Annotated in this window: 15 protein-coding genes and 1 tRNA gene; 4 read left to right on the top strand and 12 right to left on the bottom strand. The window is 45.7% G+C overall.

All coding sequences use genetic code 11. From position 1 onward, the window contains the following. Position 1 precedes the first annotated feature (1 nt). The 12 genes from C7R56_RS06075 to sstT all read right to left on the bottom strand — a co-directional run bounded on the left by C7R56_RS06075 (position 2) and on the right by sstT (position 12,835). Positions 2–415: a chemotaxis protein CheW gene (locus tag C7R56_RS06075; protein WP_086628551.1), complete on the bottom strand. Its 414-nt coding sequence runs from the start codon at positions 413–415 to the stop codon at positions 2–4. A gap of 13 nt (positions 416–428) precedes the next feature. Further along, positions 429–788 (bottom strand): response regulator, encoded by a 360-nt coding sequence (locus C7R56_RS06070; protein WP_107995669.1) that lies wholly within the window; start codon positions 786–788, stop codon positions 429–431. Positions 789–790: 2 nt separating this feature from the next. Next, on the bottom strand, positions 791–1,396 hold the full coding sequence (locus C7R56_RS06065) for a chemotaxis protein CheC (protein WP_233436773.1): 606 nt from the start codon (positions 1,394–1,396) through the stop codon (positions 791–793). Next, entirely contained in the window at positions 1,389–3,449 is a 2,061-nt protein-coding gene (locus C7R56_RS06060) for a chemotaxis protein CheA (RefSeq protein WP_107995668.1), read from the bottom strand. The genes C7R56_RS06065 and C7R56_RS06060 overlap by 8 nt, the downstream gene beginning before the upstream one ends. A 41-nt stretch (positions 3,450–3,490) precedes the next feature. Beyond that, positions 3,491–4,261 carry a CheR family methyltransferase gene (locus C7R56_RS06055; protein WP_086628548.1) on the bottom strand — a complete coding sequence of 257 codons (771 nt, stop codon included), beginning with the start codon at positions 4,259–4,261 and terminating at the stop codon, positions 3,491–3,493. Next, entirely contained in the window at positions 4,262–5,281 is a 1,020-nt protein-coding gene (locus tag C7R56_RS06050; RefSeq protein ID WP_107995667.1) for a protein-glutamate methylesterase/protein-glutamine glutaminase, read from the bottom strand. Positions 5,282–5,302: 21 nt separating this feature from the next. Further along, positions 5,303–5,785 (bottom strand): chemotaxis protein CheD, encoded by a 483-nt coding sequence (locus C7R56_RS06045; protein WP_086628546.1) that lies wholly within the window; start codon positions 5,783–5,785, stop codon positions 5,303–5,305. A gap of 33 nt (positions 5,786–5,818) precedes the next feature. After that, positions 5,819–6,262: a chemotaxis protein CheW gene (locus C7R56_RS06040; protein WP_107995666.1), complete on the bottom strand. Its 444-nt coding sequence runs from the start codon at positions 6,260–6,262 to the stop codon at positions 5,819–5,821. Positions 6,263–6,471: 209 nt separating this feature from the next. After that, positions 6,472–8,229 (bottom strand): methyl-accepting chemotaxis protein, encoded by a 1,758-nt coding sequence (locus tag C7R56_RS06035; protein WP_159072178.1) that lies wholly within the window; start codon positions 8,227–8,229, stop codon positions 6,472–6,474. Between the two features lie 153 nt (positions 8,230–8,382). Continuing rightward, positions 8,383–9,753: a CHAD domain-containing protein gene (locus tag C7R56_RS06030; protein ID WP_159072177.1), complete on the bottom strand. Its 1,371-nt coding sequence runs from the start codon at positions 9,751–9,753 to the stop codon at positions 8,383–8,385. A gap of 173 nt (positions 9,754–9,926) precedes the next feature. Next, positions 9,927–11,309 (bottom strand): MATE family efflux transporter, encoded by a 1,383-nt coding sequence (locus tag C7R56_RS06025; protein ID WP_107995663.1) that lies wholly within the window; start codon positions 11,307–11,309, stop codon positions 9,927–9,929. 305 nt (positions 11,310–11,614) lie between these two features. Then, the gene (gene sstT, locus C7R56_RS06020; protein WP_107995662.1) at positions 11,615–12,835 is read right to left on the bottom strand and encodes a serine/threonine transporter SstT; all 1,221 of its coding nucleotides are present in this window, start codon (positions 12,833–12,835) and stop codon (positions 11,615–11,617) included. A 217-nt stretch (positions 12,836–13,052) separates the two neighbouring features. Between sstT and C7R56_RS06015 the strand changes: the two genes are divergently transcribed. The 4 genes from C7R56_RS06015 to C7R56_RS06000 all read left to right on the top strand — a co-directional run bounded on the left by C7R56_RS06015 (position 13,053) and on the right by C7R56_RS06000 (position 15,508). Further along, positions 13,053–13,142: transfer RNA gene (locus C7R56_RS06015), tRNA-Ser, on the top strand. A 308-nt stretch (positions 13,143–13,450) separates the two neighbouring features. Further along, on the top strand, positions 13,451–14,134 hold the full coding sequence (locus C7R56_RS06010) for a class D sortase (protein ID WP_159072176.1): 684 nt from the start codon (positions 13,451–13,453) through the stop codon (positions 14,132–14,134). Next, on the top strand, positions 14,134–15,051 hold the full coding sequence (locus C7R56_RS06005; protein ID WP_107995660.1) for a hypothetical protein: 918 nt from the start codon (positions 14,134–14,136) through the stop codon (positions 15,049–15,051). The genes C7R56_RS06010 and C7R56_RS06005 overlap by 1 nt, the downstream gene beginning before the upstream one ends. 43 nt (positions 15,052–15,094) lie before the next feature. Continuing rightward, entirely contained in the window at positions 15,095–15,508 is a 414-nt protein-coding gene (locus C7R56_RS06000; RefSeq protein WP_107995659.1) for a hypothetical protein, read from the top strand. Positions 15,509–15,608: the final 100 nt, after the last annotated feature.

The raw sequence follows: 15,608 nt of genomic DNA, 5'->3' as shown, positions 1-15,608 counted from the left end.
CTTACCCCTCATTTATAGAAAATAATGCTTCCATACTTATTAGACTGATCATTTTGTTGTTTAATCTGATGATGCCTGCTACTTCCTTTGCATTCGCGTAGTCAGTCATTTGTATATCATTTGAATCAATTTCCGAAACAGATTCAACAGAGTCCACCGCAAAAGCAACTTTTTTATCGTTGTTCTTCAAAATGATGATACTATTGTAACACAGTTCTTCTGTTTCACTAGTGTTACTAAGTAATTTATACAAATTAATCAAGGTGATGGCATTTCCACGGATATTGATCAATCCTTCCACCCAGGACGGGGCTTTCGGCACATGGGTATGAGGCATTTCCTTGACTATTTCTTCGACATCTTCAGTAGGTATAGCATAATACTTTTCTTTTAAAGTAAAGACGATTATTTGCATGTTGCCCTCCTGATCAAATGACTTTATCCAATGCTTTGATGACGCGATCTGTGTCAAAAGGCTTCACGATAAAGTCCGCCGCCCCTGCCCGAATGGCATCCATTACCATACCTTGTTGGCCCATGGCGCTGCACATAACCACTTTCGCATTTGCATCAATCACCTTGATTCCCTTTAAGGCCTCAATCCCGTCCATTTCCGGCATCGTGATGTCCATCGTCACAATTTCCGGACGCACTTCTTTATATTTTTCGATCGCTTCGATGCCATTCTGTGCTTCCGCTACGACACTATACCCATTCTTTTCCAGAATGTCCTTCAGTTTCATCCTCATAAATGCTGCATCATCAACAATCATTACACTTTTCGCCATAATCAATTCTCCTTTTCAGTTGTGATTCCATTTAATAATTCGTCTAAAACGCCTTGCTTTGGGATAAAGTACAAGGATGCATCCAGGCGTTCTCCCAAATAAGAAAATTCATTCTTTATGATGAACAGATTTTCTTCATATACACCTTGCTCCATGTAGATGCTGCTGATGATTGCGCCAAACATGTCTTCTATCATGAATGGGATGCCTGTCGTCACGGTCACATCAAACACTTGCGAGATTGCATTCAAAAAGGTGTTGACGATAATATTGACCAATTCGATAAAAGCGGACGCGGCCATTTCATGATCGCCCTGTGTCTCACCCAGCATCAATGACACCAGTTTGTCGGCTTCATCATCCCTGATCACAAACAAAAACGCGCCTTCCAGTTCTCCATGAATCATTGTAATTGCAGCATTCACGCTGCTCTCATCGGACATGATCCCTTCAAACAATTCGGAATAGTCCATTGTTTCCACCAATGGCACCGTCATTACGACAGGGTGATTGATCAACTGCGATAGACTTGTCGCTGCATTCCCTCCGCCTATCGAAAAAAACTCGGTTATGATGTCCAGTTGCATCTCTGAATAATCTTTATACATAGACAGCCACATTTCTTTCGTTGCATATTGCGGTGATATCCAGGATCAAGATGATATTCCCGTTCCCCATGATGGTGGCTCCCAGGTACTTATTGATAGTCTTCAGCTCTTTGCCTAGTTCTTTAATGACAATTTCCTGTTGACGGATCAGATTATCCACTGCCAAAGCGTACAGGCGCTCATCAATTTTTACGATTATCAGATAAGGTTTCTCTTCCACTCCGGTATGGATATCCAAACTATCCTGCAGGCGAACGACCGGAATCGTCTCGTCTTCAAAATAGTATACCTCACCGGTGTGCGTCTGGACAATCTCTTCCGGTTCAGGGCGAATCACTTTTCTGACAACACCCAGCGGCAGCGCAAACTGCTCCGTTCCAACTGTAACAAGCAAAGCTTGAATGATCGACAATGTCAGCGGCAAGCTCATTCGGAATTCGGTTCCTTTATCGACTTCACTGATGATCTCAATCGAACCGCCCAACTCATTGATTTTTTGCTTCACAACGTCCATGCCAACTCCCCGTCCGGAAATGTTGGTCACGTTTATTGCAGTGGAGAAGCCTGGATGGAAAATCAATTGTTGGATTTCCTTATCGGATAAATGGTCGGTTTCGATCCCTTTTCGGCCAGCACTTTCTTTGATGACTGTCGGATTCACACCTTTGCCATCATCGGATACCGTCAGGAACACTCTGTTGCCTTCTTGGTAAGCTGTTATCCGGATCGTTCCTTTAGGGTTCTTTCCTTTTGCCGTTCTGGCTTCAGGTTTTTCTACTCCGTGGTCCACAGCATTCCTCAGAAGATGGATGAGTGGCTCACCCAATTCTGATACGACGGTCTTATCCAATTCTGTATCATCGCCTTCGATGACCAGATCAATATCTTTTTCCAATTCGTTGCTCAAGTCACGGATCATTCTGCCGAACCGATTCGTGACAACGCTGAGGGGCTGCATGCGGATCTTGAGCACCAATTCTTGGAGATCCGTCGCAATCCGGCTCACTTGTTCCAATGGCTCCCGCAGTTCGGACCTTTGCAGATCCTCACTGATCTCTTCCAATCGTGTACGATAGATGACCAATTCCGACACAAGATTCATAAAGGAATCCAATTTCTCGATATCAACCCGTATCGACTGATTCATCGCGTTGTTATGATTCGTGGCTTGTTTCGGCTTAGCTATAATTGTTGGCTTTGTTTCGGTCTCTGCATTTTGTTCATCTGCTTCAGGATGAATAGCTGCTTCGACGACAGCAGTCTCTGCGTTGAGGGCCTCTGCCGTTATTTCTTGAATGATTACGCCGTCTATTTCACTGGTTTCCAGAATCTGTTCTTCGACAGCCGTTTTTTCTGTCTTAGTCAGGTAGACGATGGTGAACTCATTCCCGAAGTCTTCATTCTCCATCGTCACAACATCGGGATCGGAATAAAGAATATCTCCGCTCTTCTCCAGTTTATTGATGACCACATAAACTCTGGCATTCTTCATCATGCTGGTTTCATCGAGACTGACCTTGATAAAAAATGCATGGTAGTTTTTCTCGTGGGCATCGCGGATGACCGAAATATCTGAGGAATCAAGTTTTTCCAATGCAAAGTTTGAATCATCAATCGTCGTCTCGTTTAAATTGGCTTCGCTGACTGTCTCATCCTTCGGTGCTGCTTTTGTGCTTGCCAAAAGATTGTCCAATTTGTTTTTGAGCGTTGTAGTATCCTGCTCCCCTTCATTCTCAGCTCTCAGATCTTCCACAATGGCGGAGAGCATATCCAGACAATCGAAGATCAACGTAACGATCCCTTCGTCTGCAGCTAGCTTGCCCGTTTTGAGCAATTCAAACACGTTTTCCATTTTGTGCGTCAATTCGGCCATGGTTGTATAGCCCATAGTAGCCGCCATGCCTTTAAGCGTATGCGCGGAACGGAAAATCTCGTCCAAAATGCTGACTCTTTCCGGATCATTTTCCAGCTCCATCACTTGGTCGTTCAAATTTTGCAGATGTTCATCGGTTTCTTCAAAGAAGAGTTCCCTGTATTTACTGTTATCGTCCATTGAATCCCAGCCTTCCTCTCGTAGTCCGCTGCTTTACTTATTTACACCTTTTCATACAGAAATGCAGCTACTTTTTTTAGCCCGTATTGTTCAGGTTTGTAGACAGACTCCGTAGCGCCTATAAAGAACAATCCCCCAGGCACTAGCGAATCCGCGATGTTTTGGTATATCTTTTCTTTTACTTCATTCTTGAAATAGATTGTGACGTTTCTGCAGACAATGGCATGGTAGCCCTTTTCGTAGGAATCCAGAATCAGATCATGTTTTTTGAAATGAACCGTTTTTTTGATGTCATCCGACAACACATATCGGTTGTTCTGCTCGGTAAAATAGAGTCTTTTTTCCATGGGAGGAACGTTCTGCACTTCCAATTTGGAGTACGTTCCAGCCTTAGCTTTTGACAAAATGGTTTCGTCTATATCTGTGGCGATTATCTTGCTGTTCGCAGTCAGCTTATTTTTTTTCAGAATCATAGCGATCGAATAAGCCTCCGCTCCCGTCGAACAGGCCGCACTCCATACTTTCAAGGCTTTGAATTTCGAGGAAAGTCTATTGATGAATACTTCTTCAAATTCCTCAAATATTTCCTTGTTGCGATAGAATTCCGTCACGTTTATTGTGATATAATCCAAAAAACTCTTTTTTATATTTTCATCGGTTTCAATCATTTTGGCAAATTGCTTCAAATCGGTTGCTCCGGATTTTTTCATGATGGTCTCAATCCGTCTTTGTAATTGCCCTTCTTTGTATGCTATCAAATTCAAATGCAACGTTTTTTCTGACCAAGCATAAAACCAGTTAAAGTCCAACATTTATTTCCTCCCGCCTAGTACTTGGTTTAGCGCATCTGTCAATTCTTCCAGATTGACTACTTCGTCGATCACCTTATTCTGGATGGCATTGCCGGGCATGCCAAAAACCAAGGAAGATTCTTTGTCCTGAGCGAAGGTATATCCTCCATTAGTCTTTATTTTCTTTAGACCTTCCGTACCGTCTTTACCCATACCGGTAAGCACAACCCCAATCAGACGGTTACCGTAACTTTCGGCTGCTGAGCTGAAAAGATGGTCCACAGCTGGCCTCACACCATGAATTTTATCGGCTTGAGACAGTTGGATGCGGCGATTTTTCACCGTCATATGATAGTCTCCCGGGGCTACATAGGCTTTTCCACCCTCAACCGGCATGCCGTCGTAAGCCTCAATCACCTTTACTGGCGAAACCGCGTCCATACGTTGTGCAAATGATGCAGTGAACCCCTTTGGCATATGCTGCACTATAAAAATGGGCACATTGATCCCTTCCGGCAAGTTCTTCATCACTTGTAAAAGCGCCCTTGGTCCGCCGGTTGATGCTCCAATCACTAAAGCCCGCACTGTATTTGGACGGGATTTAGCTGGAATCGATCCCTCATCATTGATCCGGAGAGCGGTCATCTCTTGGGTTCGGTTGAAGAACTGCTTCATGACAAATTCAATTTGTTTTTTAAAAGACTCCCCTTGATTTCTTATGTTTGCGGGCTTTTCGATAAAATCAATCGCTCCAGCTTCCAACGCTTCAATCGTAATTTCTTTGCCGCTCAGGGAGCTCATCATCATCACGGGTATGTCGCAACTCGCTTTGATGACCTTCAATGTCTCCAGGCCATTCATCCCAGGCATTTCGATGTCCAACGTGATCAGATCCGGATTGAACTGCTTAATTTTTTGAAAAGCTTCTTGGCTGTTCCTTGCTGTCGCGATAACATTCAGCCCATCGATTTCCGCTATTTTCTCTTTTAGTATCTGCCGCATGAATGCTGAGTCATCCACTAATAAGATATTTATTTCCATTACTGTTCCCCCCGTTGAAATTTATAGATCAAAAATTTCTCGATTCCCCATCCTAACTTTCACTTGAAGCGTGTGAAGATCGAAGAACATGGATCTCCCCATTGAACCTCCTGTATGATTTGCCAGAATAGGGATTCCTTGTTCTTTGAGAATAGTTTCAACAGCAGCTACATTGCGCAATCCGATATTCGCTTGAGGCGTATTCAAAGAGTTTTTGAACATGCTTGATCCACCAGCTATTTTCGCAACCAGCCTTCTTTTTGGTGTTTTTTTTGTAAGCTCCGAAATCATATGCGGAATGGCCAAATCGGCAAACTTTTCGATCTTTTTTTCCCCATTGAACATGCTGCTGTCGGGGAGCATAATATGGCTTAATCCACCTACACGGGTGGTTGGATCATAAATCGCTATGCCTACACATGACCCCAGCCCGATTGTAAACAAGGACTGTGGCGCTTCCCCGATTTTGTAATCAGAAATCCCGACCTTTAGTTCCTTTTCCAAAATATGTAATCAACCCCTTTTGAACTTGACCCGCTATCCATTTAATGCAACTAACTCTTCCCTGCCATCAGGATGGAACAAAGCATTGATGTCGATATGGATGATGATGTCTGTATCCGTCTTGAACAGGTGCTCGATATATTGGACTTTATTTTCGACATTGCCGTTTACTGTCGGAAGTTCTTCATCGAATTCACTGACTGAAACGACGCTGTCCACCGCAATTCCGAATCTCAATTCATTGTCGGACACTACGATGATTTTGACGTTTTCCGTAATCTCCATATCGTTATCGAAGAGCCGCTTGCTCAGATCGACGATAGGCATTGTGGTCTCAGCGTATTGGATAACACCACTGACGTATGGTGAAGCTTCCGGAATCAAGGTTGCCTTTCCTAAAGGCAATATTTTCTCAATGATTTCAATTGGAATGGCGAATTGCTGCTGACTGCAGATAAACACGATAAATTTTTTCATGATGTGACTCCCATCAATTTTTTGGTATATGATTCATACTATTTATGATTCTGGTATTCTTATCTTAATCGGCATACTTTTGAAATTATTTAGTCCTTCGGCATAATTACAGTTCTTCATACAACAGTCCCTTTGATTTTATTCGGAAAGTGAATTTATGCTCAAAAAAACCCCGCCAAAATCACTTTGGCGGGGAGAATCAGTTTTTATTACTGGAATTTAAAGTGGTTAACAATCGCATGCAGCATTTCTGCCAAACCGGAAATCTGTTCCGAATTGATTGATACTTCTTCCATGGAACTGTTGATTTGCTGCGTAGCTGCGGAAGTCTCTTCGACACCGGCTGCAGACTCTTGAGAAATGGAAGCTATTTCTTCAATCGCCACACTCATGCTTGCAGTATTTTCCGTCAGACTGGACATTTTGTCTGAAACAAGCAGAATATTCTGGATCATGTTGTTTAATGAACTTTCCATTTCATTCAACACATCTGTTGTTCTTTGGATTTGTTCCGCTCCTGCTTTAACCTCCGTATATCCTTGCTCCAAGGATACACTCACGTCTCTCGACTCAGTCTGAATCTTACCGACAAATCCGGTAATGTCTTTTACAGAAACAGCGACTTGCTCCGATAATTTCCGGACTTCATCAGCTACGACCGCAAATCCTCTACCATGTTCACCTGCTCGTGCCGCTTCTATTGCTGCATTAAGAGCAAGCAGATTGGTTTGATCTGCAATATTTTGAATCAATCTCACCAGCGCCGTGATTTCTTGCGTTTGGAATTCCAAAGATTGCATTTTGACCACAGCTTGTTTCATGATTGTTTCTATTTTATCCATTTGTTGACTGGACAAGTTCATCAACTGTTCACTCTCGTTTGATTGATCGATCACTTGACGAGACGCATCCGCAATGATCAATGAGTTTTCGTTAACAACTTTGAATTCTTCATTGAAGGTTTCCATGACATTTGCAAGTGCGCTGGCATTGCTCGCTTGAGCCTCGGATCCCGTTGCCAATTCTTGCATGGTTAAAGCAACCTGCTCCGACCCAATTTTCACTTCATTTGCAGATTGAGTCAATTCTTGACTATGACCTGCTAATTGTTCAGATGAATCCAGGATATTGACAACAATTGCAGTTAATTGTTCATGCATTGTATTGGTCGCGATTGCCAACTCAGCCAGTTCATCTCGTCCTGCTATTTCAATCGGTTCGACATTCAATCTGCCATCAGCGATCAAGCCCATACGCTCCTTGATAAGCTTGATTTTACCGGAGATTTCATTTGAAAGCACGAACGCAATCACAATGCTCATAATTACAGCAGCCCCGGATAGTGCAACAACAAGCATCAGCGATTTTTGACCTCTCGCGATTATCTCGTGGCCATTTTTATCGATCGTCTGGACTTTACTTTCCAACATTCCGCTTACTGAATCAATCTGCTCGCGAACGACAGGATCCGCAACGTTCACCATAGTCAGCACGGCTGCTTCTGCATTCCCTGCTTGATAAGATGTGAGAACTTCCGATTCCATCAATTCTGCCCACTGATCGTTCGCTTCAAATAATGCGGCAGTTTTTTTTGAATTGTCCAGAGCCAGTATTTCTGCTTTAATAACGTCGCTCTCTTCGGTAAATTGAGTAAACAAGTCCTTGAAGGCCACATCGCCGGTCATCAAGTACGCACGCGCCACTGCGATACGTTGAGAAATCAGAAATTTGAACTCTTCTCCGCTTTCTAAAACAATAATATCCTTTTCGATGATGTCCTTCGTGTTATCATTGATCTCTTTCGTCGTCACGTAACTGTTGACTCCTAAGATTGCTATCAAAGCAATGATAGTGAAGTACCCAGCCAACAATTTTATGCGGATACTTTTAAAATTCAATAATTTTGGCAGATTTATTTTCTTACTGTGGCTCATGATATTGCTGATAAAAGTTTCTCTTACTTCCAAATTTCCCACTCCCATTTCTATGCTGCTTCTATTTCCCTTTGTTTGTAATCGGTATCTTTTTTGTTTTGTTTATATCTTAATGGATTTTTTAATGCAAAAAAAGATCCATACCCCGCTAACGAGTATGGACCTAAGTAAAAAATCTTAAATTGTTCAATCAGCTTCGTCGTTCAATATCGCTTCCCTGCGCTGGAATTGGTGTTCGCTGAGTGTTCTGAAGTGGTGCTGCAGTTCGGGATCGTCGGTCTTATCGGCCATCTCCAAAAGCAGGTGGCCGTTGATGTCGAAGTCGCAGAGCGTACCGAGTGCGGTCTGGACTTTCTTCATCTCTTTGATGGTTTGCTTGTCCATCTCGCCCATAATCGGAGCGAGGTAGGTCGCGGCATAACGCAGTTTCTTGGCGTTGATGCGCAGGCTGTGGGTCTGTTCATGGTTGGAGAAGTCGACTTCTTCCCACTTGCGCATCAGTCGTTTCTTCATCTTTTCAATTTTCTTGATTGTCGCTTTTTTCTGCTGGTCATCATCCAAACTGATGGATTTCAGGAAATGGGCAGTTGCGGCTTCCGCATCCAGGATGCGTTCCGTCAATGCGCCACTTGTGATCAATTCATGGATGCTGTCCTGCTCGCCTTGACGCCCTTCCATCAACCAACTCATGACCTGGCCGTCCTCGGCCAGCATATCCGGATACAACCCGCGCAGTTCGCGGCATTCTTCCATCAGCACATCCAGCTCGCGCAGGTATCCGAAGGTGGTTGCGATGTCACGCCAGTCTTCGCCCGCTTCCCGGTAATATTTCTCTTCGCCGCTCGCTTTGTTGAAATTCAACAAAGCCCGCAGTTGGCGGATCGCGACGCGTAGCGCATGCGCCGATTCCGGTTCGACCGGATCCTGTTGGTAAGCCGCATAGGCATGCTGAACGCCTGCCACCTGTTCATTTATGATATCGGCGTACAAAGTGTCTTCGCCCTCGCCCTGATAACAATCCGCGGTCCCTTCATACTTATCCGCCGCATGTTTTTTTTCTGAGACTTCTGCGTGTTTGCATTTCGCTGATTCTCCCGGCGCCAAAAGCCACTCCAGATTGCCTATCGGTTCCGCGGTCACATCGACCGTGAACAATGCAACCGCCCCTTTTTTGAACGGAATCGCGGCACCGATCAATTCTTTCGTCCAGCTGCTCATATACGGTTCGTGCCCGACAAGCGCCAAATTGAAACCCTCGTCCTCCTGTTTCAATGCATCCATGAAGGCTACGAAATCGCCGGTCGCCAAAAATTCCTGCTGTTGGATCTCTTCGACAGCCGTGGCTTCAGCCACCAACTCAGCTGTTTGGCGCGCCCGGATCAACGGGCTCGTCCATATCTTCAAGTTTCCGTTCTCGGTCAGTAAGGGTGCGATGTCGGGCAGAAACGCAGTCAGTTCCTCCACTCCTGCCTCCGTCAGTTTTCTGTAGAAGTCGTCCCCTTCAGGCGTACGCTCTTCCGCGCTTCCGTGCCGAATCAGTATCAGTTGTCCTTCCATACTGCTCATCCTCCTTAATATTGACCTCTTTCTTGCGGCTACCAGATGATGATTTGTAACCGCTACCTCATTTAACAGTATACCATTTTTAAGCAATGCATGTGAAAAAAATCCGCCTCTTTTTCAGAAAGAGGCGGATTAGCTGAGGTTTGTTGAATTTTGTGGGGATGAACTTAGGCCAGCTTCATCTTTTTCCATTTCCCTGAGCGGAAGCGCATCGCGATCAGGAACCAACGGATGATCTGATCGAGCATGACGGCCAGCCAAGCACCGAGGATGCCGAGTCCGAGCACCTGCACAAAGAAGGTGGCAGCTGCGACACGGATGATCAATATTCCTAGAAAGGTCGAGATCAGCGGGAAAATCGTATCTCCTGCCCCGCGCAACGAACCCGCGACGATCAGCTGGTGCGACTGGAAAGGCTGGGTGATGGCCGCAACCCGGATGGCGATTGCGGCATTCCGGATGATTTCCGGATCAGTGGAATAGAAGCCGACGATGTACTCGGCCCCGAAAAAGAAGGCCACTCCGAGGATTGCACCCCACAGGCTTCCGATTTTACCTGTCCGCGAGGCATATTTTTCGGCCAGATTTGCGTTACCGGCACCCAATGCCCTGCCGACCAAAGCTGACGCCGCAATACCGAAGGCTTGTCCGAGCGTGAATGACAACGACAGGATGTTCATGCCGATGTTGTGGGCGGCAAAGACGACGGTTCCCAAGCCCGACACGATCTGGATGAACAGAATCATTCCGGAACGCAGCACTAGTTGCTCCAGCGCTGAAGGTAGTCCGATTTTCGCCAAGCTTTTCATCGTTTTCATCGAAAAATGGAAAGGATGAGCGAATGAAAAATTCAGCTTGCTCTTGCCGGATCGCAGGTAACGGATCAGCAGGAAGTTGGCCACTAGGTTGGCGATGACTGTCGAAATCGCCGCGCCCTCGATGCCAAAAGCTGGAATCCCGAAAAGTCCATAGATCAGCAAGGCATTTCCGACGACATTCAGGAAATTAGCGCGCAAATTCACGCCCATCGGAATCTGTGTTTCGCCGATTCCCCGCAAGGAACCGGAAATGCTGAAATTGAAGGATTGCAACAGGTAACTTATGCAGGTGATACGGAAATAGAGCCTCCCGACTTCGACTGTATCGGGCTGCGCGCCCATAAAGGTCATGATCTGATCTGAATAGACAAAGGCGGCCAGGGCTAACGGGGCGGAAAGGATCATGCTGATGATCATGACATGCTTCATGACGTTTTCCATCCTGTCATGTTTTCCGGCTCCGAAATAGCGGGCAATCAAGGCAGTGCCTCCGATGTTCAAAGCCTGCACTACGGCCAGCCCTAAGAACATTGGCTGATTCGTCACCCCGACCGCCGAAACGGCAGCTGCCGCATAGGCATGGTCCGCGATATTCCCCAACATCATCATGTTGATCATCCCGAACAACGAACTCAGGACCAGTTCAATCAGAACCGGCCACGCGATGTTCATGATTTCCTTATTGATCGGACTTTTCAGCTGTTTTATGTCCGTTTGCTTCTCTTCCCCCATAATCAACCTCCTACGACTCGTGCTCTGATGTAAAGTACCTAGCACTCACTTGTCCATCCTCATTCTTGTTTCCAGTATAGCATATTTTTGAGCAACTATTCTTATCAAAAATTTCTGTTCAACAAAATCGCATAAACTCCCTACGCTTTTCAGGGAGCCAATGATTTGGAAATCCCTTTGTAATTTGCTTATACATCCGCTGTGATCACTTACCTCGATTCCTCTGCAACCTCGACAATCGAAAAAAGCATGCCACTGGTCCGATAGGGGACGAATAGCATGCTTAGGGGTTGGCTTGTTCAGTTTTAAGCGACCTTGCCTTCCTTGCGTCGTTTCGCGAATTCTGCAGTTGCCGTGAAAAGAACATCCGTCGATGAGTTGAGGGCTGTCTCGAATGAATCCTGCAGGACTCCGATGATGAAACCGACACCGACTATTTGCATCGCCACATCGTTCGGGATGCCGAACAGGCTGGCCGCGAGTGGGATAAGCAGCAGTGAGCCACCGGCAACACCCGATGCTCCACAAGCACTGACCGCTGCCAAGATGCTAAGGATAAAGGCAGTCCCGAAATCCACAGGGATACCCAACGTGTTTACAGCTGCCAAGGTAAGGACGGAAATCGTAACCGCCGCACCGGCCATGTTGATGGTCGCTCCAAGCGGAATGGATACCGAGTAAGTGTCCCTATCCAGTCCAAGGTCCTCGCACAACGTCATGTTCACGGGGATGTTCGCAGCAGAACTTCTTGTGAAGAAGGCTGTGATGCCACTTTCCCGCAAGCATCTGAAGACGAGCGGGAACGGATTGGAACGGATATAGATGTATACGATGATCGGGTTGACGACCAAAGCGACGAACAGCATACAGCCAATCAGGACCGCAAGCAGTTTTCCATAGCCCAACAGAACACCGATTCCGCTAGTCGCGATGACATCGAAGACAAGTCCCATGATCCCTAAAGGAGCAAAGGCAATAACGATCCTGACCATTTCCGTAAGGGCATCAGAAACATTGGACAGCATCAGTTTGGTTGACGCTGCGGCATTCTTCAATGTGAAGCCGAGCATGAGGGCCCATGACAAGATGCCGATATAATTGGCATTGTACAGCGCCTTGACCGGATTGTCCACGATGTTCAGGAGCAACGCCTTCAGAACTTCCACAACTCCGCCTGGAGCGGTGACATCCGCGGCTCCGGCTCCCAAGGTCAAAGTCACCGGGAAGATGAAGCTTGCGACCACGGCTACTAGTGCCGCCAAGAAGGTTCCTAAAAGGTAGAGCACAATGACAGATTTCATGTTCGTCTGTTGGCCTTTTTTGTGCTGTGAAATAGCGGATGCAACCAAGAAAAAGACCAGCATCGGCGCAATCGCTTTTAACGCGCCGACAAACAGAGATCCAAAAATGGTTACCGGTTGCGCTGCATCGGGAATCGTTACGCCAAGGATGATGCCTATGATCAGACCGGCGATGATACGTTTGACAAGGCTCAGCTTGTACCAGTGATTCAATAGTTTATACAATTCAAATTCCTCCTGATGTATGTAAAAAATTACAATAAAATGAGTACACAAGGTCCCATTTTACCATAATTTAATCTGTTCAGGAAGGACTCATTTTGCTGGAAGGCTCTCGATTTGTCATAAACAAGCGAGTATTCCGAAGTTTGTGGCTGTTTTTTTGTTATTTTTGCAAAATCTTCTTTTCTGATTGTCCGAAAAGCGTTATAATATCATTTATGGAGAATTACTCAAGTCCGGCTGAAGAGGACGCACTCGAAATGCGTTAGGTGTCGAAAGGCGCGCGGGGGTTCGAATCCCCCATTCTCCTTAAAAACTTTTAATATTGTCCGACAAAGGCCGGCACTCCCGAAATGGGGGTGCCGGCCTTTTGTTTATTGAAAAGATACACCAATCAGGAATATTTCGCGCCGTCGCCGAACTCCTTAGCGACAGCAATGAAGATATCATCGCCAAAATAGAAGTCGTTTATAGTCCTATACGACTATAAACGTTGGGAATCATGCTGCCCATGGAATAATGTAATGACATTCGAAAGTAAACCGTCGTTTTCTGTTTCCTTGTATTTTTCAACAAAAAACAAATAGCGAGAAATCATGTAATGAATGGAGTGGAATGATGGGAAAAAAAATAAATCAAAAAAATCGGGCAAAGCGGCGGAGAATCGCTAAGCTTATTGGCATCCCGGTACTGCTATTCGTATCCGGCATTACACTGCTTTCCTTGGCTTTTTTTGATAATGTCTCCTACGCTTTTTACATATCACGGATGTTTTTCCCACAAGAGGTCGCTATCGCTCAGACGAATCTGAGTGACCGCAGTGTTATTTTGGAAGAGACAACTACAGTGGACCCATTCTCTTTTCCAAAATATGGGGATGAATACGGAACGTTGAGCGTGGATGCGGCAGGCATCGTCTCCCCTGTTTTTGTCGGCGACGATGCAACCCAATTGTTAGATGGTGCAGGCCAATATTATGGTTCCGTTTTTCCGGGTGATATCGGAAACACCGTCATCACCGGGCACACCAATTCAGTTTTCAAGACGCTGGATGAAGCGCAGATCGGTGATGAGATCCGCCTGGAGTTGACTTATGGAACCTACGTGTATGAAATCAGCAACATCGAAATCAAGAGCAATACCGACGAAAGTATTCTGGCACCTTCCGAAGAGCAAATTTTAACTTTGTACACTTATTATCCTTTCGACTACATCGGTAACACACCTGACAGATATGTCGTGACCGCAAAATTGGTCGAAGGTAAGCCACTGTCGGAAATCAATTTTCAAGGAGCATCGTGATGCGAAACATAAAAAAAATCGGCAGAGTGATTCTCAGCTTTCTCCTGATGTTTGTAGTGATTGCCTTGATCGGAGTCATCTTCATGAAGCAAATCCTGATGAACGCAAGCGACCTCAATCAGCAGTTGGGGGACAGCTCCTACTACACTCAAATAGAGGAAAGCCTGTCCGCTAAATTCAAGACGTTGAGCTTGGAAACATCCATACCTGAGGAAATCTTTGTGGAAGCCGCGATGGACCAACATGGCCTGCAACAGCTTGCCCGCAGGAACAATGAACAAGCGCTCAACTATCTGATTGACCCCGACGCAGCTTACGCAACGACGACCGCTCGCAGCCTATTCGAGGAACCCGTGACGGCTTACGTTGAGAATTATGCCGCAGACCACAACCAGCCGTTCGATGAAAGCTTGCAAGCGCAGACTGCTGCTATCATTGATGAAGCCACCGCCATTGTCGGTAGCCACACAATGCTGTTCAATCTGGATAACGTCATTACTTTCCCACAATTCCAGACCTTCCGGAATATGCTGCAAACCGTTCTTGCCTATTTCTATCTCGTACCGTTGACCTTCTTTTTGATCGCTGGGGCACTCGTCTGCTTGAACTGGAGACAGCCTCACCGCTCTTTACTCTGGATCGGCAGCGGCTTAGTTTCCGGATCCGCCTTCGTCATCATCCCGGCAATCGTGGCATTGAGTCTTAAGATTCCGCAGCGCATCACTGTTTCAACGGATTATATCAACACCGCCCTGCGCACGTTGGCTATGCATTACACTACATTTTTGCTGGTATTGGGGGTATTGGTCTTCTTTTTGGGGATAGCCTGCCTTTTTGGCTACAATTTGATCAGCAAAGCCAAGCGAGCGGCCTACTGGCAAAATCGCGACTATGCGACCGAAATGGAACAATACTGATTCATCATCGGGAGACCGATGTATTGAAAGGAGGTGAAAATATATGAAAAAAGTTATTGTATCTCTTTTGTTTGCATTCGTGTTGTTCTTCGGAGCGCAAGCGAATGTTGCTGCTGCAACTGAAAATGATATCATCAAAACTTTGGTAGCCACCAACTTACCATCCAATTATGTGCAGCAAGCAAAAAATTATTTAAGGTCCAATGATGTGACTGCTGAAGAAGCGAATCAAATCATTGTCCACATAAATAATGCACAAGCTATCGTGAATGCACGTGGAGCAAAAAGCATGAATCAACTTACGAAAGCTGATAAACAAGCCATCCTGGCTGAGCTTACTGCAACTGCTGCTGTATTGGATATCACTGTTACGGTGACTTCAAAACAAGTCGTTTTCAGTGGTTCAGAAGGCACTGTTGTCGCTGCTTTCCCGACAAAGGGAAATGGCGTAAAATAGACTGGAAGCTTTAGTGAACTTCGCTGAGTTTGCATAAACCCTTTTGAAACACCCCCGCATAGAACGGAGGCTCCATCATGGACCGCCGCTATGCAGGGGT

It is taken from the genome of Trichococcus paludicola (assembly GCF_003052295.1).
Taxonomy (GTDB): domain Bacteria; phylum Bacillota; class Bacilli; order Lactobacillales; family Aerococcaceae; genus Trichococcus; species Trichococcus paludicola.
Note: the sequence above shows the minus strand (reverse complement) of the source record. Positions and strands in the feature narration are given on the sequence as shown.